This is a genomic window from Streptomyces sp. NPDC047079 (assembly GCF_040643755.1).
Lineage (GTDB): Bacteria > Actinomycetota > Actinomycetes > Streptomycetales > Streptomycetaceae > Streptomyces.
The window spans coordinates 1-20,046 of record NZ_JBEYUZ010000010.1 but is presented as its reverse complement, the minus strand read 5'-3'; the positions used below and the strand labels follow the sequence as shown (position 1 = coordinate 20,046).

General features: G+C 68.3%; 19 protein-coding genes and 1 riboswitch. Of the genes, 12 read left to right on the top strand and 7 right to left on the bottom strand.

Annotation, left to right across the window (positions count from 1 at the left end; translation table 11 throughout):
- The first annotated feature begins 32 nt into the window (after positions 1-32).
- Positions 33-1,166 (top strand): EcsC family protein, encoded by a 1,134-nt coding sequence (locus ABZ823_RS15685; RefSeq protein WP_361659400.1) that lies wholly within the window; start codon positions 33-35, stop codon positions 1,164-1,166.
- Between the two features lie 51 nt (positions 1,167-1,217).
- On the opposite strand, the gene ABZ823_RS15680 is transcribed toward ABZ823_RS15685, so the two are convergent.
- The 4 genes from ABZ823_RS15680 to ABZ823_RS15665 all read right to left on the bottom strand — a co-directional run bounded on the left by ABZ823_RS15680 (position 1,218) and on the right by ABZ823_RS15665 (position 3,167).
- Complete coding sequence (locus tag ABZ823_RS15680) at positions 1,218-1,403, bottom strand: DUF397 domain-containing protein (protein WP_361659397.1); 186 nt, start codon at positions 1,401-1,403, stop codon at positions 1,218-1,220.
- The gene (locus tag ABZ823_RS15675) at positions 1,400-2,257 is read right to left on the bottom strand and encodes a helix-turn-helix transcriptional regulator (protein WP_361659394.1); all 858 of its coding nucleotides are present in this window, start codon (positions 2,255-2,257) and stop codon (positions 1,400-1,402) included. Before ABZ823_RS15675 ends, ABZ823_RS15680 begins: the two co-directional genes overlap by 4 nt.
- Before the next feature lie 125 nt (positions 2,258-2,382).
- Entirely contained in the window at positions 2,383-2,592 is a 210-nt protein-coding gene (locus ABZ823_RS15670; protein ID WP_361659391.1) for a hypothetical protein, read from the bottom strand.
- A gap of 20 nt (positions 2,593-2,612) precedes the next feature.
- Positions 2,613-3,167 carry a DUF3293 domain-containing protein gene (locus ABZ823_RS15665; protein ID WP_361659388.1) on the bottom strand — a complete coding sequence of 185 codons (555 nt, stop codon included), beginning with the start codon at positions 3,165-3,167 and terminating at the stop codon, positions 2,613-2,615.
- Between the two features lie 253 nt (positions 3,168-3,420).
- Positions 3,421-3,530: riboswitch (SAM riboswitch) on the top strand.
- A 55-nt stretch (positions 3,531-3,585) separates the two neighbouring features.
- On the opposite strand from ABZ823_RS15665, the gene ABZ823_RS15660 reads away from it, so the two are divergent.
- The 3 genes from ABZ823_RS15660 to ABZ823_RS15650 all read left to right on the top strand — a co-directional run bounded on the left by ABZ823_RS15660 (position 3,586) and on the right by ABZ823_RS15650 (position 6,595).
- A complete protein-coding gene (locus tag ABZ823_RS15660; RefSeq protein ID WP_361659385.1) occupies positions 3,586-4,617 on the top strand; it encodes a hypothetical protein in 1,032 nt (343 codons plus the stop codon).
- Positions 4,618-4,752: 135 nt separating this feature from the next.
- A complete protein-coding gene (locus tag ABZ823_RS15655; RefSeq protein ID WP_361659382.1) occupies positions 4,753-5,226 on the top strand; it encodes an ATP-binding protein in 474 nt (157 codons plus the stop codon).
- Between the two features lie 454 nt (positions 5,227-5,680).
- Positions 5,681-6,595 carry a YceI family protein gene (locus ABZ823_RS15650; RefSeq protein WP_361659380.1) on the top strand — a complete coding sequence of 305 codons (915 nt, stop codon included), beginning with the start codon at positions 5,681-5,683 and terminating at the stop codon, positions 6,593-6,595.
- 60 nt (positions 6,596-6,655) lie between these two features.
- On the opposite strand, the gene ABZ823_RS15645 is transcribed toward ABZ823_RS15650, so the two are convergent.
- Positions 6,656-7,210: a hypothetical protein gene (locus tag ABZ823_RS15645; protein ID WP_361659377.1), complete on the bottom strand. Its 555-nt coding sequence runs from the start codon at positions 7,208-7,210 to the stop codon at positions 6,656-6,658.
- A gap of 25 nt (positions 7,211-7,235) precedes the next feature.
- Positions 7,236-8,903 (bottom strand): DUF262 domain-containing protein, encoded by a 1,668-nt coding sequence (locus tag ABZ823_RS15640; protein WP_361659374.1) that lies wholly within the window; start codon positions 8,901-8,903, stop codon positions 7,236-7,238.
- Between ABZ823_RS15640 and ABZ823_RS15635 the strand changes: the two genes are divergently transcribed.
- The 4 genes from ABZ823_RS15635 to ABZ823_RS15620 all read left to right on the top strand — a co-directional run bounded on the left by ABZ823_RS15635 (position 8,902) and on the right by ABZ823_RS15620 (position 14,428).
- Positions 8,902-9,159, top strand: a complete 258-nt coding sequence (locus ABZ823_RS15635) for a hypothetical protein (RefSeq protein WP_361659371.1) — start codon at positions 8,902-8,904, stop codon at positions 9,157-9,159. The two genes, ABZ823_RS15640 and ABZ823_RS15635, sit on opposite strands and share 2 nt — an antisense overlap.
- 70 nt (positions 9,160-9,229) lie before the next feature.
- Positions 9,230-11,044: a DUF4357 domain-containing protein gene (locus tag ABZ823_RS15630; protein ID WP_361659369.1), complete on the top strand. Its 1,815-nt coding sequence runs from the start codon at positions 9,230-9,232 to the stop codon at positions 11,042-11,044.
- Positions 11,041-12,252, top strand: coding sequence for a restriction endonuclease (locus ABZ823_RS15625; protein ID WP_361659366.1), 1,212 nt, complete (start codon positions 11,041-11,043; stop codon positions 12,250-12,252). The genes ABZ823_RS15630 and ABZ823_RS15625 overlap by 4 nt, the downstream gene beginning before the upstream one ends.
- 40 nt (positions 12,253-12,292) lie before the next feature.
- Entirely contained in the window at positions 12,293-14,428 is a 2,136-nt protein-coding gene (locus tag ABZ823_RS15620) for a UvrD-helicase domain-containing protein (protein ID WP_361659363.1), read from the top strand.
- Positions 14,429-14,456: 28 nt separating this feature from the next.
- Here the strand turns inward: ABZ823_RS15620 and ABZ823_RS15615 are convergent, their stop codons facing one another.
- Positions 14,457-16,115 (bottom strand): N-6 DNA methylase, encoded by a 1,659-nt coding sequence (locus tag ABZ823_RS15615; RefSeq protein WP_361659360.1) that lies wholly within the window; start codon positions 16,113-16,115, stop codon positions 14,457-14,459.
- A gap of 1,092 nt (positions 16,116-17,207) precedes the next feature.
- Here ABZ823_RS15615 and ABZ823_RS15610 point away from each other — a divergent pair.
- From ABZ823_RS15610 to ABZ823_RS15595, 4 genes are all read left to right on the top strand, one after another.
- The gene (locus ABZ823_RS15610) at positions 17,208-17,348 is read left to right on the top strand and encodes a hypothetical protein (RefSeq protein ID WP_361659357.1); all 141 of its coding nucleotides are present in this window, start codon (positions 17,208-17,210) and stop codon (positions 17,346-17,348) included.
- Between the two features lie 85 nt (positions 17,349-17,433).
- The gene (locus ABZ823_RS15605) at positions 17,434-17,928 is read left to right on the top strand and encodes a serine hydrolase (protein ID WP_361659838.1); all 495 of its coding nucleotides are present in this window, start codon (positions 17,434-17,436) and stop codon (positions 17,926-17,928) included.
- On the top strand, positions 17,925-18,701 hold the full coding sequence (locus ABZ823_RS15600; protein WP_361659354.1) for a MerR family transcriptional regulator: 777 nt from the start codon (positions 17,925-17,927) through the stop codon (positions 18,699-18,701). Before ABZ823_RS15605 ends, ABZ823_RS15600 begins: the two co-directional genes overlap by 4 nt.
- Positions 18,702-18,893: 192 nt before the next feature.
- On the top strand, positions 18,894-19,667 hold the full coding sequence (locus ABZ823_RS15595) for a maleylpyruvate isomerase N-terminal domain-containing protein (protein ID WP_361659352.1): 774 nt from the start codon (positions 18,894-18,896) through the stop codon (positions 19,665-19,667).
- Positions 19,668-20,046: the final 379 nt, after the last annotated feature.

Here is a 20,046-nt window from a genome sequence, read left to right as displayed (position 1 = left end):
AGCTCGCCCCAGAGACAGGAGCACAAGGGACCATGAGCAACCCGCAGCAGCCCGATCGGCTTCCCTCGGACTACGAGCTCGAGGCTTGGCGTGCCATCCAGCAGTTCAAGGGCCGTCCACTGTCACGAGCGATGAGTAACGCCGGGGAGCACGTGGCCAACGGCGTCGCGCAACTCGGCAAGCGCGCTGCAAAACAGCTGGAGAACCACCCGCGGGCCCGATCGGCGGTTTCGCGTGGACAGGAAATCGTCGCCAAGGGTGCTCAAAAGGTCGGCGCCGGGGCTCGCGGAGCCGCCGATGCCCTGCCGGACTGGAGCGGCACTGCTTTGCAGTCCATGCGGCGGACGGTGGGACGGGTGTCGCGAGCGGGCCTCTCCCCCAAACGCGTGGTGGCGCGTCACAAGAAACGGGGGCACGAGGTCGAGTCGCTCTCCGACCTGCGCCGCCTGGACCTCCAGCAGATCGACGCGGTCCGTGGACGTGGGGCGAGCTGGTACTACCCGGCCGTCGCGGCGCTCTCGGGAGCGACTGCGGGACTTGCGATCTCTGGAGGAGAGCTCGTCATCGCCGCCTCCGCCGGCGCTGCGGCAGCGCCTTCGGGAGGTGCGATCGCGGGCGCCTTTGCCGCCGATACCGCTGCTGTCCTCGGACTCGCTTCCCGCGCCGTCGGCCATGTCTCGCTGTTCTACGGCTACGACCCCGAAGAGCCTGCCGAAAAGCTCTTCGTGATGTCTGTCGTCAACGTCGGAACGGCAAGTTCTGCCACCGCCAAGAACGCCGCGATGGCCGACATCTCGCGGCTCACCCAGGCGCTCTTCCGCGGCAAGACGTGGGAAGTCCTCAGCGAGTCAGTCGTCACCAAGGTCTCCACGCAGTTCGCGAAGGCGTTCGGCTTTCGTCTCACCAAGAAGGGGCTCGGCAAGGCCGTACCCGCATTCGGGATCGTTGTTGGAGGCACCCTCAACTGGACCACTCTGGAGGGGATCGTCGACGCCGCCGACATGGCGTACCGGCGGCGGTTCCTCCTGGAGAAGTATCCGCATCTCGCTGACGAGGAGGCACCCGGACCATTTCTCGGCGACGACCCCGATGTGCCGGACGACGCCGACGAGGAGATCAGCGTGCTCGACGAGATCGTCGAGGCGGGCGGACCCGACCTTCACTGACCCGTTGTCCCGGCGGTGCACGTCATCACGCGACCGCCGGGACGACGCGGCTCAGGACCCCGCCGCGAACCCCACGAACCGCTGCCACTCCTCGCGCGCGACAGCGAAGTGCGGACGCGTCATGTCCTTGGAGTCCCGTACGTGTACGGCCTGTTCGGTGACAGCGACCTCCACGCAGCTGTCACCCTGGCTACCGCTGTAGCTGGACTTGAACCAGGCCAGTTCCGTCGTGCTCATAGCTCTCCTCGGAGTCGCCCCAGCAGCCCCCGCGAGTCCTGGGCGTTCAGGGCCTGCGAGCGAAGTGTGTCATAGCGCTGCTGGAGCAGGCTCACCTCTTTCGGGTCGGAGATCAGACGGCCGTTCTGCTGCCCCTCGGAGTAGGCAAGCCGCTGCCCCTTCGGGGTCTCCAACAGCTGGAGCGGGCCGTCGAGGCAAGCGTGTAACCCCGCTTCCAGCGGCACGATCTGAAGTGTCACGTTGCGCGGTGCGCTCAGCTCCAGCACGTGATCGAACAACTCCCGCATCTGGCCCGCGTCTCCGGACCGGCGCCGGAACACATGCTCCTCGACGATGAAGCTGAACGGGGTCGTCGGCCGTTCGTACAGCATCCGCTGGCGTTCCATCCGCCGCTCCATGAAGCTCTCAAGCTGGTCGTCCGGCGCCACCGGAACGGTCCCCTCGAACACCGCCCGCGCATACCCCTCCGACTGCAACAACCCCGGCACCAACCGGCACTCATACGTACACAGACTCACCGCCACACGCTCCAGCCGAGCCCACTGCCGGAACCAAGCCGCCAGCCCCGCCTCCCCCCGAGTCAGAAACCGCGCCGAGTTCCGCAGCGCCCCCGTGTTGCCCAGCGCCTCCTCCGCGCGCTCGACGAAAGACGCATCCGGCATCCGGCGCCCCAACTCCACTGACTCCACTGTGTGCTTGGAGAAGCGGACGATCTCGCCGAACTCCACCCGGCTCAGCCCCGCATGCTCGCGCAGCGCCTGCACGACCGCTCCGAACGTCCGCAGGCTGTCCGACGGGTCCGGTTCCCGTACGCACTCCGCTCCCGCCGCCGGTTCGACGTTGTCGGTCGTCATTCGAGGCCCACCTCCAGGTGCACACGTACCAAACCCCGCATCGACACCCCAGCGTGGCCAACTCGAATTCGTACTGTCCACCGAACGTGTCCGTACGCCGACTCACCGTACGGAGGCGGCCCGCGTCAGCCCGTGCCCTCCACATAGGGACAGGCCAAGTGGCGCAGCGGGGACGTCTTGTCCCACACGTGCCAACGCGCGCCGCACACCGGGTCGGTCTCGTAGGTCACCTCCGCCGGGAAGCCGTCGGCCTTGATCCGCTGGGCAGGCGGACCGGCCAGCTTCCTGCCGCAGCGGGGGCAGTGGTCCGGCGTGCGCATGGGATACATGCCCATGGGTTCATCTCCTGTGTATGTCAGCTCTCGCCGAGGTGCCGCTCCGACGATCCGTCCGAGCGGTCGCGCTCGGCGTCGCCGCTCGGGCGAAGCGATGCAAGCCGGCGGCTCTGGCACGCGGCCCATCCGCTCACAGCCGCAGCCTCGTTGTCGCATGCCAGCACGCGCCAGGCGTCGGGGGTCCAGGCGAAGATCGCGTCCTGGCCGAAACGCCGTCCGAGTTCCCGCGCGGCAGCGTCGCTGAGGCCGACGACGGCGACGCTCTCCTCGCGGTGCGTGCCGCACGCATCGCCTCCTTCGGCGGACCACCAGGTGAGAGCACGGCTGCGGATCTCGTTGACCAACAGGCCCTGAGCGCGGGCGTTGTCGTCGGCGGAAGCGGTACGCCCACGGGGATTCCAGGCCGTGATCACGTGGACGGTGCGGCTGCCGGCTGATTCCGGGAAAGAGCCTTCAGCTGTGCCCCAGGGACGCGGTTCGACTCGTACCGTCCGGCCCTGGAACCGGATGTGGGCGACCGCGGTCCGGTAGAGATCCCAGTTACGAGGCGTACCGGTTGCGTCGGTGGCGTGCACAAGGGCCTCCTGTGAAACGAAGGACCCCCTTACACGTCGTGCAGGGAGATCGGTGCTCGTCCCCACGGGTTCATGGGGGCGTGGTCCTGGCCGGTAGGCCACTCGCGCAGTGGGCGAGATGGTCGGCCGGCGGCTGTCCCGGCCATGCGCGACGCCCGGTTGGCCGAGCCGCAAGATGTCATGACTCCCGCCCCGGAGTAAAGGGTTGTGGGAGATGTTGCGGAAGATCGACGCGGGTGTTAGCTTCCCGCTCGGTCGTGTGTTCCAGCGCCAAGTCCCGGCTTGCTGGACGGCATCCCCGCCCTGGACGAGGTGCTCCGGGTGACGGCCGAGCCACGCGAAATGCGTGGGAAACCGCAGATCACCGGGGTGTGGCAACAGCGCTACCGGGGTCCTTCGACTCCGGGAGGCTACTGACATGCCCGTTCCCTCCGAGACATCGCCTGGCCGCGAAGGCCTTCCGCTCATCGACCTCGCTGCCGCGCGGGCACGGTTCCGCACGGCCGAGTCGAGCGGCCTCGGCCGGCCGGGGACCGACGAGCTCTTCGACGAATGGCTCGACAGCTTCTGCGATATCGCCTTCTACCGCAACGGGGACCAACCACTGCAGGCACGGGCAGTCGACATCCGCGACGAGGTGCCTGAGTGGCTGAGCAACAGCCGTATCGGAAAAGCACGGCTGGAGGCGGTCTGCCTCACCCCGGGCCGGCCCTCACCTTCTCCTTGCCAGGAACCTGTCCCGGTTTCCATGGCGGTTGAGGCTGCCGAGGACGCCACCCAGGCCGACGAGACAGCCACCGGCACGTGTTGCTGCGTGCCTGGTCTCTGCTGGTGCAGCGAGGCGGACAAGGAGCGCTACGCCAAGGTGGACAACCCTGAGGAGTGGGAGCACGGCGACGACGATTGCCTCCTGGAACTCGTGGACGCCTTCCCCGGAGGTATGGCGCAGGACCCGTCGTTCGACCTGAGCGGCGAGCTCCCACCGGACTTCGACAGACGCTCGCTCCGGGGACTCGCCCTTCTCGCCGAAGTCGCCCAGAGGACGCTGGACGCGGAAAGATGGGACACGGTCGGGCCCTGGCGTCTCTGGTGGTCCTCCTGCGTTTGTGATGCCGCAGCTTCCCCGAACGAAACCCCGGATGCGGATTCCTCCGGCAATGACGCGAATGGGGAATCAGGCGAGATCAGCTACTACGTGTCGGTCGAGAACGACGGTGACACCCACACCGTCGAGCTCGTCGGGACACGTTGGGGAGATGAGCATGTGATGTACCGCGGACCCGTGTCGGAGCCCAGCGGCATGTTCGAGGACGCCGGAAGTCTGGACGCGCTGCGGAGCGTACTGGAGCGGGTGACCGAGCAGGTGCGGGAGGCCGGTTACGAGATGGGTGGCGAGTGGACCGTCAACTGGTCCCGCTGCTACGTCCTTCTGGACCTGGAGCATTACTGACAGCCCCTTGGCGTTGCCGCATCGGCTCAGTGACGGCTGACCGTCGTACCGTCCAGGGGATGCGCCCGTACTCTCACGCAGCGTACGGGCCCTTCCCCTGGCGTGCGCCCCCGCGTGCCCCCCACGGTGGCCCTCATGAACGTGACCATTCCCCACGCATCCACCGCCGCCAGGACTTTCGCGCAACAGCTGTCCTCCACCCGTCGCGGCGCAAGGCTCGCCCGGTTGCTCACGGCTGCGGAGTTGCGGGCCTGGCAGGTATCACCGTCCGTGGTCGAGCGCGCGGAGCAGATCGTTGCGGAGCTGGCGGCCAACGCGGCGCTGCACGGCCGGGTTCAGGGCCGAGACTTCCGCCTGGCGCTCCGCCTCGACCGTACGGGCGGCCTGCTGCGGATCGCGGTCACCGATGCTCGGGGTGACCACATCCCGTCAGCCGTCACCGACTTCGGGACATGGCCCGACAGTGAGACAGGCCGTGGCCTTCTCCTAGTTACCGCCCTGGCCGACCGCTGGGACACGGAGCCGTACCCGCCGGGCGGCAAGACCGTCTGGGCGGAAATCGACATCTCTAGCGCCCAGGGTTCCCGGCAGATGGAGGGACTCGACTGACGCCGGAGCGGGCGTCGCGGACGCACGCGGCGTGCGGCCATGCGGCGCCTGCGGCTGGACCATGCCGGGCGCCCGAACCCGCCCACGCGTTCTGGCCCCGGCTCTGAGTCGTCCCAACGTGCGGGCAATGTGTGGGCCGCGTGATGGAGCGGCGAGCCCCGCGTACACCTCGGGGAATTTTGGGTGCCGTTCGCCACAGCAGCGGCGCAAAGCGCAAGGCCAAGGAGTCGCGATACGGCCCGCTGAATACGGCCATTGGGGTGGTCGGACGCGCTGGAGTGTGTTGCCGCACGTCGACATCAGCGAGGAACCGCTCCGCACCGCCTGTTCTATGATCGTTGAAAAGTTGATCTCATCGCGCCTGCAACCAGTTCAGGAAAGCTCTTGGCAACCGTGGACGTCGGCACGTCCGCGAGGTTCGCGGTGGTGACACGGCTCAAGAAAGGCGAAGAGCATGGCCCTCGGACTGCTCCGGCGTCGGCGTTCCCGCACCGCTTTCGGTGCCGCGCCGGGCCTCTCCGTACCCCTGCCGGCCGGCGCGGGCGCATACGCCTGCGAGGTCGTCGATCCCATGGGGCAGCCCCTGGGGGGTGCCGAGGTCACGGTGACGGCGCTGGACAGCCACCGCGTCGTCACGTGCGGCACCACCGACCCGTACGGCCTGTTCATGGTGACCCTGCCGCCGGGCTCCTACAGCGTGATGGCTGCGGCGGAGGGGCTCACACCCGCCCGCGAGCACGTCGACATGGTCGCCGGAGCCGTCCTCGCCCCCGCGCGCATCGCGCTGCTTCCCGCCCGCCAGCTGGAACTCCCACCGCCCGGCACCTGGTTGTTCGACCCGCCGCACACCGCGATCCGGTTCATCGCCAAGCACGTGGGCATGGCACACGTCCACGGCCGCTTCACCCGTTTCGACGGCGGCATCCGCATCGCACCGGACATGGCCGACTCCCAGGCCTCGGTACGTATCGACGCCTCCAGCATCACCACGGGCAACAAGACCCGTGACAACCACCTGCGTTCCGCGGACTTCCTCGACGTCGAGCGTCATCCGTACATCGACTTCACCAGCACCCGGTTCGTCTACCGCGGCGGCTCCAAGTGGACGCTGCACGGCACGCTCACCATGCATGGCATCAGCCGCTCCGTGGGCCTGGACACGACGTACCTCGGTACGGTGAACGGCGGCTACGAGCAGGAACTGCGCTGCGCGGCACTGGCTAAGGCGGAGTTGCACCGCGAGGACTTCACCCTCAACTGGCGTTCCATGCTGGCCCGGGGCATCGCGGTCGTCGGGCCGACCGTGCAGCTGGAGCTGGATGTCCAGGCGATGTACCGCACCCCCGAGACCCCCACGCCCCCGGAGTAGGCGAAACGCCGGCCCTCCGCGCTCCGCCGACCTGCGGAGGCCGGTGTCCGACGCTCCGGACTAACCCGACACAGGTTCCTTCCAGCGGTAGCCCTCGGCCGCCTCGTCGTAGGGGCGCAGCAACGGCTCCAACTCCGCACGCATCAGGCCGGCGTCAGCCACGGGCAGCGTCAGCGACGCGCGCCGCATGCGGACACTCCACGTGGCCGGGTCGGGGAACACCGACAGGCGCGGGACCAGGTCGCGCAGGACCAGCCCCTCACGGCAGCGGGCCAGGCCGGACACCTTTAGGCGGCAGACCTCCGGAAAGGTCCGCTCGCCGAAGACGACCGGCTCGTCCAGGGCCCGCACCGGACTGGCGATCGTGCCCCGGCCGACGACCCGCCCGAGGTCTCGCGTCGGATTCCGGAAGCAGCCGCGGGTGGTGTAGAGGAAGATCTCATCGCCTTCCTCCAGCGCCCGGGCCGCCTGCGCCCGCCCCGCGGGGAACGCCATCCGCTGCTCGGTCACCACCCAGCTCAGGGCGGCCCGGTCTCCGATGATCAGTAGGTGCGATGAAGCACCCTGGATTTCCGTCCTGAGGACCTTGCTGCGCCGATCCTTGTCGTCAGCCAAGTCAGCCTGCCTTCCTTCCCCGGCGCTACAGCCCCTCGTTCCCCGGATCGGGCTCGTCGTCCGGAACGGTCTGCCCGGACTCCGGTGTGACAAGGATCGGCTCCTGGACTGTGCGGCTGTTCACGTCCAGGAGGTCCACGAGGCGCTGTCGCATGCGCTCACGTCGTACGTCGTAGAACTCGACGAACCCTGTCACATCCTCGGGCAGGCCGGTCGCGTCGTACTCGCGCAACCAGCTTTGGCGCTCGGCCTCCGACCGGAAGTGTTTCTGCAACCAAGCGGCCGGCAGGGAGGCCTGTTTCGAATTGTTCTCGCCTCCTCTGAGCAGCTGCAGGTTGGCCGCCCTGTCAGCGCGGTCCTCGATGAGCGGAAGCGCGTCCTCGGGTACACCGGCCTTGCGCAGCTTGACCCGTGACCGCAGGACACTGCGCGGGAAGATGTGGTCTTCCTGGAAGTGGTCACGGGTGTCGACGCCCGGGTACAGCATCGCGAGCATGGGGAACAGCCGCTTGGACCCGTACCTGAGGTCAAGGAGGTCTTCGATTTCGGTCGGCTCGAAGCGGAGCGGCTTGCCCTGCCGCGCCATCTCCCGTTCTATGGCCTCGGTCGGCCAGCCCTGTCCGCCCTCCTTTTCGAGGGTCGCGCGGAGGCCGGTGAGCAGACGGTCAAGGCCACTGCCCCATACGCCGGACTTCATGAGCGAGCGCTGGAGCCATCGGCGGATCTCGGTGCGGTCATCCCTGAAGACGTCTGAGGTGCGGTAGTTGTCACTCAGGTTGCGGCGGTGGAGGTAGTAGGCCAGCGGAATCAGGACGCTGTTGGCCGTGAGAGTGACACCGGAGAACCCGAAGTCGGCCAGCAGTGCCACACCGAGGCGCAGAGCGCTTTCGATGTCGGACCAGTTTTTCTCCAGGCTGGTCATCGTCTCGCGGTCGAAGTTGTCGACCTTGAAACGGATGTCACCCTTGCCCAGCAGCACCAGCCCTGTCTTGAGGACGAGGTCCTTACTGAAGGCGAAGCCCTGGCCGACCCCATTGAGTTCGTCGACAAGGCGATGGATGGTCTCACGGGCGTCACGCTCGCCCCACTGCGCAGTGGCCACCGACAGCAGCAGGTCGGAATAGGAGAGGACCGCGCCACCCGCGTTGACCCGGATGAAGATGTTGAGGACCTTGTCCAGCTCCTGCGCTTCCTCAAGGAAGAAGTTGACCGTCGGAGTGACGTGTACGACTTCATGGAGCCGGGTCAGTACCTCGCCGGCAGTGACGTTGTCCGCCACACCGTGCTGCTGAAGAGCACGGATGACATCCCCGATGCCGCGCGCTTCCCGCATGTCCTGAACGCGATACCAGCGGGCGTCACCACTTTCGGTCCCGGCCGCAGCCTCCTCTGGGGTCAGGAACCGGAAGTCGTACTCGACTCCCAGGTCGTCGTCATGGCCGCTATGCAGGAGGTTCAGGTAGAGGGCCTTCTTCGGGTAGGCGAGCGGGTTGTTGGCCCACAGCCGCGGAAGCTTCGCGGTGAAAGATCCGCACAGGCCGATGTTCAGTGCCGTGAACCGCTGCTGGCCATCGAGGATCGCTGTGACGGCCCGGCTGCCGAGCGGACCCGTCGGCGCGCAGTGGGCGTTGTCACGCTCGTGGTAGCTCAGTCCAGGCCTGCGCGCACGTGCCGCAGCCGTACTGCTCCGCATGGCGCTCGACCAGGCCCTGGACACGTACTGGCTTCGTGTCACTCCGTCGATGACTCGGGTCGGCAAGCACCGGATGCTCTGCCTGGAGTGGTATGCGGGCCACGCCACAGCCCGCCGATGCCGCACCACCTGGTCGGCGCTCAGCGCGGCGTGCCACTACCGCACCTACGAACTGCCCCCGTCACCGGCGGAAATCCACACCCGGCTGCTGGAGGTCACCGATCTCCTGGCGGTCCTGTGCGCCCCGGGCAACTGAGTCCTCGACTTGTCGGCGCCTGCCATTACGCTGCAGGCAAGATCGGGTCGGCAGATGTGAGGGGGATCCCATGGCCGACGCTTACCCGGAATTTCAGCTCCGGCTGCCCAATGGTGACGGCATCGGCCGCGCTCGCGGAGTTCTCCTTGACGAGACGGGCACCAACGGCAGCCGGAAGTTCCTCGTACGAGCCGGCTCACCGGTGCGAGATCATGTGATGCCCTCGTTGGGCAAGCATTTCAAGGCACCGACCAAGCGCCGTGAGGAACTCAGGGCGCAGGGAGTGCTGGTGCCGTCGACGCGATGGCCGGGTTGGCTGGAACTGGTCGAGGATGTGGTGTTCGGGTCCCCGTCCTTCGCCGCCGTGGTGCTGGTCGGGGCCCCGCGCAACGGGTGGGAGGAGTGGCGTACCGAGGACGACCGACCGCTGTCCGACTACATGTCGGGGGTGTGGCCGGGCCCGAACCGGCCTTGGCTCGTCCGTGGTTCCAACGTCACCGGCCTCGACCTGGTCCAGCGGTTGTGGCTGCCAGAGGGACGCATCACCCTGGCGGCTGCCCGTCTGCGGCAGGGCGTGGAGCAGGGCATCAGCAAAGACAATCTGCGCAGTCTGGTCCAAGAGGATTACGAGTCGACCGCCACCTACAGCCAGAAGCAGCAACTCGTCGAGGAGCTGCACGCCTTCCTGTCCCGTATGAAGCCCGGTGACACGGTCTGCACCATCTCCGGCGGCCGGCTCTACGTCGGCGAGATCACCGGTGATGTGCAGCAGACGGAGTCCGAAGACCGGCGATCCAACCTGCGCCGACCTGTCGAGTGGCAGCCGAGCGGCTTCCCCTACGGCGATCTGCCCGAGGAACTGCAGCAGAAGCTGTCTGTCCAGCACGACATCGTCGACCTCACCTCTGTCCAGGCACACATCGAGGGTCTCGGCCTCACGGATCAGGAACTGGTCGAGGAGGCGGAGGCGACGGTACGGGACCCAAGCGTGGAGATACCCGCTCTCACTGCCCGCCGCGAGCTGGAGCTGCCCGAGCCGACCGAGGCACTGGCCGCCGACCTCCTCGTACACGACGTGTCATGGCTGCATGAGGTCCATGACCTGCTGTGGGACGAGCGACAGCTGGTCCTGTACGGCCCTCCCGGCACGGGCAAGACCTATCTCGCCCTGAAGCTCGCCGAGTTTCTCGGCGGAGGCCCCGAGCAGGTCAAGCTCGTGCAGTTCCACCCTTCCTACGCCTACGAGGACTTCTTCGAGGGCTTCCGGCCCCAGGAGGACCCGCAGACCAGGGAGGTCGCGTTCCGGCTCACCGCCGGGCCGCTGCGCGAGCTTGCCGACCTCGCCTCTCGCGAGGGCAACCGGCACATTCCACACTTCCTGATCATCGACGAGATCAACCGGGCCAACCTGGCCAAGGTGTTCGGCGAGCTGTACTTCCTGCTGGAGTACAGGAACAAGTCGGTTCGGCTCACCTACTCGGGCGACGACTTCGCCCTGCCGCCGAACCTGTTCGTGATCGGCACGATGAACACGGCGGACCGTTCCATCGCGCTCGTCGACGCGGCCATGCGGCGGCGGTTCGCGTTCGTGGAGTTGTCACCCCGCACCGAGCCGACGAGCGGGTTGCTGCGCCGATGGCTGACCAGGGAGGGCAAGGACGCCGAACCCGCCGATCTCCTCGACGCTCTCAACTCCCGTATCGACGATCCCGACTTCCGGATCGGACCGTCGTACCTGATGAAGAAGGGGGTCTATCGGGACGGCGGTCTCGAGCGTATCTGGCGGACCAAGATCCTGCCGCTCCTGGAGGAGCATCACTACGGCGAGGGCGTGGACGTCGAGAAGCGGTACGGGCTGGCCACACTGCGGGAGTCGCTCGGGTGACCTCGGTCGTCGAGATCGTCGAGCACGCGCCGGCGGTCAGCGTGGCCCTGCCGGACCCGGTCGGCCGCGCGCTGACCGTCGCGGGCGTCCTTGAGGCGGCGCCCGATCCGTACGCTCCGGGACGCTGGTCGTTGCGGGCCGGAAGCAAGGTGGGCTCGGTGGCCGTCGGCGTGCCAGGTGCGGACGAGACGTTCATCGTGCGCATCGTCCCCAAGACTCCCATCGCCCGGCTCTTCTTTCTCGTCGGCTACAGCCTCGACCCGAAGGGTCCTTGGCGAGACGGCGAAGTCGAGGTGGCCGAGCACCGCGATCTGCTGCCGGCGCTGGCCCACGCCGTGGAGCGGCAGGTGGACCAGGCTCTGCGCCGGGGTCTGTTGCAGGGGTACCGGGCCACGGAGGAGTCCGCTCTCGTCGTCCGGGGCCGGATCCGAGAGGCCGAGCAGATCCGGCGACGCTTCGGTGCCACACTGCCGGTGGAGGTGACGTACGACGAGTTCACCACCGACATCGCGGAAAACCGACTTCTGCGGGCGGCTGTCGATCGTCTGCTGCGGTTGCCCGGCGTACCGCGCGACGTGCGCCGCAGGCTGCTGCACCAGCGGGCGCGGCTGGCCGACGTGGCCGTCGTCGTGCGGGGACAGCCTCTCCCCGAGTGGTGGCCCACGCGTCTCAACGCCCGCTACCACACGGCCCTGAGTCTCGCGCGTGTCGTCCTGGATAACGCGTCCGCGGAACACGCCTCCGGCGGGCTCCGCATCGACGGGTTCCTCTTCGACATGAACAAGCTCTTCGAGGACTTCGTGACGGTCGCGCTGCGGGAAACCCTGAGCGGCTCGGGGCGCAGCGCGCGTCTGCAGGATGCGCACCACCTCGACGAGGCCGCCGCGGTCCGTATGCGTCCCGACTTCGTCCTGTATGGAGCGGACGGGGCTCCGGTCGCCGTGGTGGACGCCAAGTACAAGACCGAGAAGCGCGGCGGCTTCCCCGAGACCGACCTTTACCAGATGCTGGCCTATTGCACGGCGCTCGGGCTGCGGGAGGGCCACCTCGTCTACGCGAAGGGCAACGCCTCCCACGCCGCGCACCGCGTTCGGCACGCCGGCATCCTCATCCGCCAGCACGCACTCGACCTGGACCAGCAGCCCGCCGGGCTGCTCGCGGACATCGCCGCAGTGGCCCGGCAGATGGTTCCCGACCTGCGCGTATGATCGACGCGGAGGGGTCCTTTCTGGGGTGGGAGAGCGTCACGTGCCACAGCTCGCGTTCGCCAGCAGTTTCTGGGAGAGCTACGACGTCCTGGACAAGCACGTCAAAGCAGGCGTTCGCAAGGCCATGGAGAAGTTCCAGCGGCTGACCGTAGCCGATTTGTACGCGGACAAGGGGCTGCACCTGGAGTCCGTCGACAAGGCACGCGATCCGCGGATGCGCACCATCCGCATCAACGACTTCTGGCGCGGTGTCGTCCTGGCTCCCGACGACGGCAGCGATGTCTTCCTGCTGGTCAATGTCGTACCGCACGATGACGCCTACACCTGGGCGGCCAAGCGGCTGTACACCACCAACTCCGCCACCCGAGGCCTCGAGGTGCGCAACGTCGTCGCCATCGAGCAGCTGACGCCGGCCCTCGAGAAGGCGGCCGCGACGGCCGACTCACTGCTGTTCGCCAAGTACTCCGACACCGTGCTGCGCGAACTGGGCATCGACGACCAGGTGCTCCGTGCGGTGCGCACCATCGTCGACAAGCCGCAGCTGCAGGCCTTCGAGACGCTCCTGCCGGAAGACCAGTGCGAGGTTCTCCAGTACCTCGCCGAGGGATTCAAGCCCGAGGACGTGTACCGGGACGTGGTCGCCGTGCGGCGCCCCCTCGACGCGGGACCCGACCCCGAGGAGAGTCTGGCCGTCGCCATCGCCAACACGGCGAGCCGTATCACGCTGGTCACCGGCCCGGAGGAACTCGCGGACGTCCTGGAGAAGCCGTTCACGGCCTGGCGGGTCTTCCTGCACCCCTCGCAGCGCCGGGTCGCCTACCGCGTGTCGTACGGCGGCCCGGTCCAGGTCACCGGTGGGCCGGGCACGGGCAAGACGGTCGCGGCTCTGCACCGCGTCAAGCATCTCCTCACGCGCTCGGCCGACGCCCGGGTGCTGCTGACCACGTACACCAACGCTCTTGCCGCATCACTGCGCGAGAACCTGTCCGTGCTGCTGGACGGTGACCCCTCGCTGCTGGACCGAGTCGACGTGACGACGGTCAACGCCTACGCGCACGCCGTCGTCACGCGCCACGACGGGAAGGTTCTCTCCCCCGTCAACGATCGTGACGAACGGCAGCTGTGGCAGAAGGTGGCGAAGCAGCTCCGGCTACCCTGGACCGACCAGTTCCTGGCGCAGGAGTACCGACATGTGATCCTCGCCCAGGACCTGCGCACCCTGGACTCCTATCGCGCCGCCTCCCGGCGTGGCCGCGGCAGCGCGCTGTCGCCCGCCAGGCGAGAGGAACTGTGGTCGTCCGTCGAGCTGTTCGAGTCCCTGCTGCTTGAGCGGAAGGCCACTACACACCTCAGAGTCTGCGCGCGTGCCGCCGACCTCCTCGCAGCCTCGTCGCCGACACACGACCACGTCGTGGTCGACGAGGCACAGGACCTGCACCCCGCCCAGTGGAGAGTGCTGCGTCGCGCGGTGGCGCCCGGCAGCGACGATCTGTTCATCACGGGCGACCCGCACCAGCGGATCTACGACTCGAAGGTCTCGCTCGGTTCCCTGGGCATACCGGTGACCGGCCGGACGCACCGGCTGAGGGTCAACTACCGCAGCACAGAGGAAATCCTGGCCTGGTCGACGCGCATACTCACCCCCGTCTCCGTGGAGGATCTCGGCGGTGACGGGAGCGACACCCTGGCGGGCTACCGCTCGCTTCTGCACGGGCGCAGACCGCATGTGGACGGATACGGTTCGGAGCAGGCAGAGGTGGCGTCGATCGTCGCACGCGTCCAGGAGTGGATCGCCCAGGGCGTAGGGCCGGCCGAGATCGGTGTCTGCGCTCGTTTCAATGTGCTCCTGGACAAGACCCACGACAAGCTGGTCGCTGCCGGCGTCCCGGTGGCCAGAATCAAGGACCACCCGGGGCCGGACGTGGACGGGGTACGGCTGGCCACCATGCACGCCATGAAGGGGTTGGAATTCCGCTGCGTGGCTGTCCTCGGGGTGACCGCGAGTGCGGTGCCCTTCGCGCGCGAGGTCACGCCGACCACGGTGGACGCGCTTCAACACGAGTCGGACCTGCTGCGCGAACGCTGTCTGCTGTTCGTGGCGTGCACGCGTGCGCGGGAGGCACTGGCGGTGTCCTGGAGCGGGACGGTCAGTCCATTCGTGCCGCAGGAGAACTGATTCGATGATCGCAGCGGCACGACACCCCTCACTCGCCGGGGGCCAGTGCTCCGTTGCCCAGCCCGTCCCACGCCAGATGGGATGCCTGCTTGCTCAGCTCGGCAACGCGCCGGGCCAGTTCCTCGAACTCCTGCAGTGCGCGAAAAGCCGCTCCGTACCGTTGCTGTTCGGCGATGTCCATCTGCGGGATCCGGGCGCCCTTGCCGTCAAGCCGAAACGTTCCACTGTCACTCGTGGACCTGCGTGTATTCGCCGAACTACGCAGAAACCCCTGGAGAAAGTCGGTGTCGAGCTGGTCGCTGACCGAGACCGGTTCGGGATCGCCGTACTGGACCAGTCCGGCGCGTGCAAGGTCGGCGACGCTGACGGTCGGCCCGTCCACAACACTCGCGTTCGCTCCCGCGATCAGCGTGGGTAGCAGCTCGGCCAGGAGCCGCACCTGCGCGGTGAGCTCCTGTCTCAACGACTGGTACTCCGCCGCGTAGTCGCGGTGCGACTCGGCGACACGGCGCCCTGGGGTGAGGTCCACGGCATCGTCGAGCAACTCGATCAGCGAGACCTCCGCCACCTGCTCGGTCTGCGCGTCCAGCGAGCCGTCCGGATCGTTCGCTGTCAGATCGACCATACGGACGCTGGTGGCCGCGTCGCCGAGAGCGCGCGGGCGTCGCAGCTGCCAGAGGTGCACAGGGAGCGCGTGCGATGCGGCGACGCCCGGCGGAAGAGCGATGATCTGCGTCAGGATCCCGCGCCGTACGAGTTCGGCGCGGATGCGGCGGCCTGCCTTGCGGTAGGCGACTGAGGCGGGCATGACCATGATCACCCGGCCGCCGGGCGCTGTGTGCGCATAGGCGTGCTGCAGCCAGGCAAGCTCGCTTTCGGCGCGTGAGGGTGTCCCAAGCTCCCATCGCGAATCGAGAAGCAGATCCTCACGCCCCCAGTCGGTGACACCTACCGGCGGATCGCTGACGACGAGATCGGCCCTCAGTTCCGCCCACTGGTCGCACCGCAGGGAGTCTCCGGCGACGACGTGCACATCTGCGCGATGCGTGAGGTCGGCCCTCAATTGGGCGAAGCGCGCGCTGCGTTCGTCAGACTCCTGGCCGCATCGCCTCGGGCCCTGCCCCGGTCCGATGGAGAGAAGAAGAGTGCCGATGCCGCACGCCGGGTCGAAGATGGTGGCGTTCGGCGCCACCTCACCGGCGAAGTGCCGCACTGCCCGGACGATGCGCGGGGAGGTGACCTGATCCGATCCGGCCCGGCGCACGGAGTCGGTGAAGCGCTCTGCGAGGGCGTTCACCACCTCGCCCGCGGATTCACTTTCCGCCAGGGATCGCGCCAAGCGCATTGCATCCGCCGGCAACGTGTCGGGCGCGTCCCCGGTGGCGCTCGCGAGTAGCTGAGCTACATCGGCGAGACCGCCGAGCATGTCGTCACCATAGGCTCCGCGCAGCGCCTGCCACAGCTGGACCTCCAGCGAGACTTCCTGGCCCTTGCGCTGTTTGTCCAGCCAGGCCTGCACCTCAGCCAGGTCGTAGAGCGGGCTGTGCACCCCACCGCCGGCGGGCACAGGAAAATCGTCGTACCGCCGCCTCCAGTTGGAGACCGCGGCACGAGTGACGCCTGCTATCCGGGCGATCTCGGAACCGGTGACCAGAGAACCGACCGGTGCCGCGGGTTTGTCTGCCATGGCCGCCACCGTACACAGCAGCGTATCCGATCCTCAACGAAGCATGCCGTTGACGTCGTTAACAGCTAAACCGGGTTCTCACCGGGTTGGCGCTGCCATTCGGTCAATCGGGCGTCGCGGAGGATCTTCCAGACCCTCATGCGGGCGAGGGCGTGCGCAGCGCGGGCGGGGACTTGACAACGGACGGCGGATGGCCGAAATCCGCCAGGCGGCGAGGCCGCCACTTGCACGGCGGAGGCACCATGGGACTTGACGTTCTGGGACTTGCGGAGGAGACAGAGCGCGTCTTCGTGGCTCTGGTGGCGCGCCCACGGAGCACCGCGCCGGAGCTCGGGGCGGCCTGAGACCTGTCCTCCGCCCGAGTCGGGCGACTGCTGTCCAAGTTGGTGACCGACGGCCTGGCCATGAAGGCGACGGGACGTCCGCCGCGTTTCTCGGCAACCGCCCCCGATGTCGCGGTGACCGCTCTCATCCAAGAGCGGGAGAAGCAGTTGAACGACGCCCGTGTGATGGTGCGTCGCTTGATGGAGATGCACCAGGAGGCGACGCGGATCGACGACCCGTCGCTGGGAGTCGAACTGCTCACCGACCGCGACCAGATCGGCAGGGCGGCCCACAGGCTGACCTTTGGCGCTCGCCAGGAGGTGCGGGCGTTCGACCGGCCCCCGTACGTCGACCGACCGGGCACCAACCTCGACGCGCAGACCCAGCGGCTGCGAGCCGGCATCACCCATCGGGTCATCTACGACCGGGAGGCGGTCGCCTGGCCGGGCCGAATGCGCGACGACATCGTCCGCAGCCTCAGAGCGGGCGAAAAGGCCCGTATACGCCCCGAACTGCCATTCAAACTCCTGATCAGCGACAACAAGGCGGCCATCCTCCCTTCAGCCTGCCCACTCATGCCGCCTACCTCATCCATCGTTCGCCCATCCTCGCGGCCTTGGAGGCCCTGTTCGAGTCCGAATGGGAACGGGCGGTACCCCTGCGGGACCCCGACGCGTCCCCTCGGGGCGTGGCGAGCCCTCTCCCGGCCCCGATGCGGCAGAACCGGACGCGGACACCCGCTCCCTGCTCAACCTGCTCGCCTCGGGCTTGACCGACTCCGCCATCGCGCGCGCCCAGGGCTGGAGCGAACGGACCACCCAGCGGCGTATCCAGCGGCTGCTGGAACGCCTCGGAGCGACGACACGTTTCCAGGCGAGCCTCTTGGCCGCCCGCCGCGGCTGGCTGTGAACGCCCTGCGGCTTGGTCCAGATCAGCGCTGCGGGTGCGGATGATTCATCCGCCCAGGCCCCAGCCTTGATCGTCGGTCTACGGCATTGCAAACGCCGCTGCGTTCAGGCGTCAAGGTGCAGGTCAAGGCGGATCCACGCCGACCTGGCCGCCGCCCGTGCGCACGGCATCGGCAGCCGGGCAGGAGCGGACGGTCGATGTTACCCGTCACAACCCGTCCTGGGTCGGAGCCGGTGGTGACATGGTCTCGACCACTTGGGACCTGCACACGTACTTTTCCGCACTGATGGGCGGCAAGCTCCTGCCGGCCGAGCTGCTGGCCGAGATGCGCACGCCGGAAGCGACCGTCGGCTACGGCCTGGGGGTGTTCGCGCAGGAAACGGAGTGCGGCACCGTCTTCCACCACAACGGTGCCACTATGGGCTCGGCGGCGCTGATGTACGGCACACCCGACGGCAGCAGGACCCTGACCGCCGGACTGACCTGGGTGGACGACGCCGACCTGTCGATAGCACCAGCCTTCCAGACCGCCCAACAGCGTTTCGTCGACGAGGTGTTCTGCGGCAAGGTGGGCGGATGAGCAACGGAGTGACGATCGGGCGGGCGGCGGCGTTCGTCGGCGTCACGGTGAAGACGGTGCGGCACTACCACAAGCTCGGCCTGGTCGCGGAGCCGGAACGTGACAGCTCCGGCTACCGGCGGTACGGATCCGGCGAGCTGCTGCAGCTGGTCCAGGTGCGGGCGTTGGCCGCCGCGGGCGTGCCGCTGGCCGAGATCGGGCCCATGCTCGACGCCGACGCCGCGCGGTTCGGCGCCGCGCTCGCCGACGTCGAGCGGCAGCTCACGGAGCGCATCGATGAGCTGGTCGCCCGACGCGACACGCTGCACCGGCTCGCGGACGGCGACAGGGCTCTGCTGCCCGACCGTGCCTGTGCGGTCCTGGACCGGATGCCCGGCCTCGGCTTCGGCCCCGACTACGTGGCCGCGCAGCGCGAGGCCCTGGTGCTGGCCCGGGCGCTGGCGCCGGAGGGCTTCGACGGTTTCCTGAACCGGCTCGAACACGGCCTCGATGACCCCGAGTACGTTGACCTGGCCAAACGCGGCCGGGAGGCGGAGACCTGGGAACCGGACGACCCGAGGATCGAAGAACTCGCGACCGCCATGGCTGACCACTACCTCGCCAACCCCGCGCTGCAGGTAGATCACGCCGGCCTGCAGGCCTGGGCCAAGGCTTCGGCCCAGTACAAGCTGATCAACAACCACCGCGAGGACCAAGCGCCGGTCGCGGCCCGGCTGACCGCGCTCACCGAGGCCAGGCTCCGCGCTGCAGGCGTACCCATGCCGCACCGATGACAAAATCCTCGTGGCACCGAAAACTGCGTGTCACAGCCATGAAAAGCTCTCCGCCTCCTCCTGCGGGCCAACTCCGACGCCAAGCCGGGCCAACTGCAGTGCTCATGGGCAACGTTGAGGGTGGCGCCAACTCCGTCACCGTGGACAAAATTCGCTACCCGGCGGCCGGAGCGCCGTGATACAACAACCGCCGTGCGAAACATCTTGGAGTTCCCCGAGGTCCTGCGGCTGATCGAAGACCGCTCGGCCGCGTTCCGCGCTGCGATCGCGTCCGCCCCCGACCTTGACGTCCAGGTCCCGACCTGCCCGGACTGGACGCTGCGCGAACTGGCGCAGCACCTCGGTGACGGCCGCCGCCGCCAGGCCGCCATCGTCGCGGCGGGCCCGGGCGCTGAGCCCCCGGCGAGGACGGACCCGAAGGGCGCCCCGACCGCGCCCCGCGACCGCGAAGCCCTGGACGCCTGGCTCGCCGAGTCGACCGAGCTCATGCTCGACGCGATGCGCGAGGCCGGCCCGGACCGCGGCTGCTGGACCTGGTGGGGCCGCTCGCAGGCCCCGCAGACCAGCGGAGCCGTCGCCCGGCACCAGATCCAGGAGATCGCCGTCCACACCTACGACGCCCAGCTCACCCAGGGCGTCGCACAGCCGCTGCCGACGGACGTCGCGGTCGAAGGCGTCGACGAGTTCCTGACGACCGTCTCGGCGACGACCGTCCCCTGGCCGTTCAAGCCGGCGACCATCGACCTGCACACGACCGAGGGCCGCTCCTGGCGCCTGACCCTCAACGCCGACGGCGTCCGCTGCGACGACCTCGCCGCCGACGCGGAGCCGGGCGACATGGCGATGCGAGGCGCAGCGAGCGAACTGGTCCTCTACTTCTACGAGCGCCTCCCGCTCGACGGCCTGGAGACCACCGGCGACACCGAGCCGATGGAGCAGCTCGCAGACTGGGACCCCAACGCGTAAAACGCGCACTTGTGACGCATCTGTCGGTGGTGCGCGCGCTCCTGCGGGCGCCACTGGGCCCAGGGTTGCGGACATCGCGCGGCTGCGGGCAGGCTGCGGGCCTGCTGGAACTGATCCTGGTCAACGTCGACATGGACACCCGCAGGGCCACCCCCTGCCCAGCGACATCGCCGCCGGATTCGACCACCACATCACCCAGGACGCCAGCCTCCGCTGGCCAGCGCCGGTATGCGGCGCCAGGGCGTCAGGAACCAAGACCGCCCTACCTTCTTGGTCGGGTTGAGCCAGCCATTCGTAGGGCGGTGGGAGTCGGCGGCCCGGGATGCGGCAACCTCACCACCGCCACCACCGGCAGCAGCACCACCACCAACACCTACGA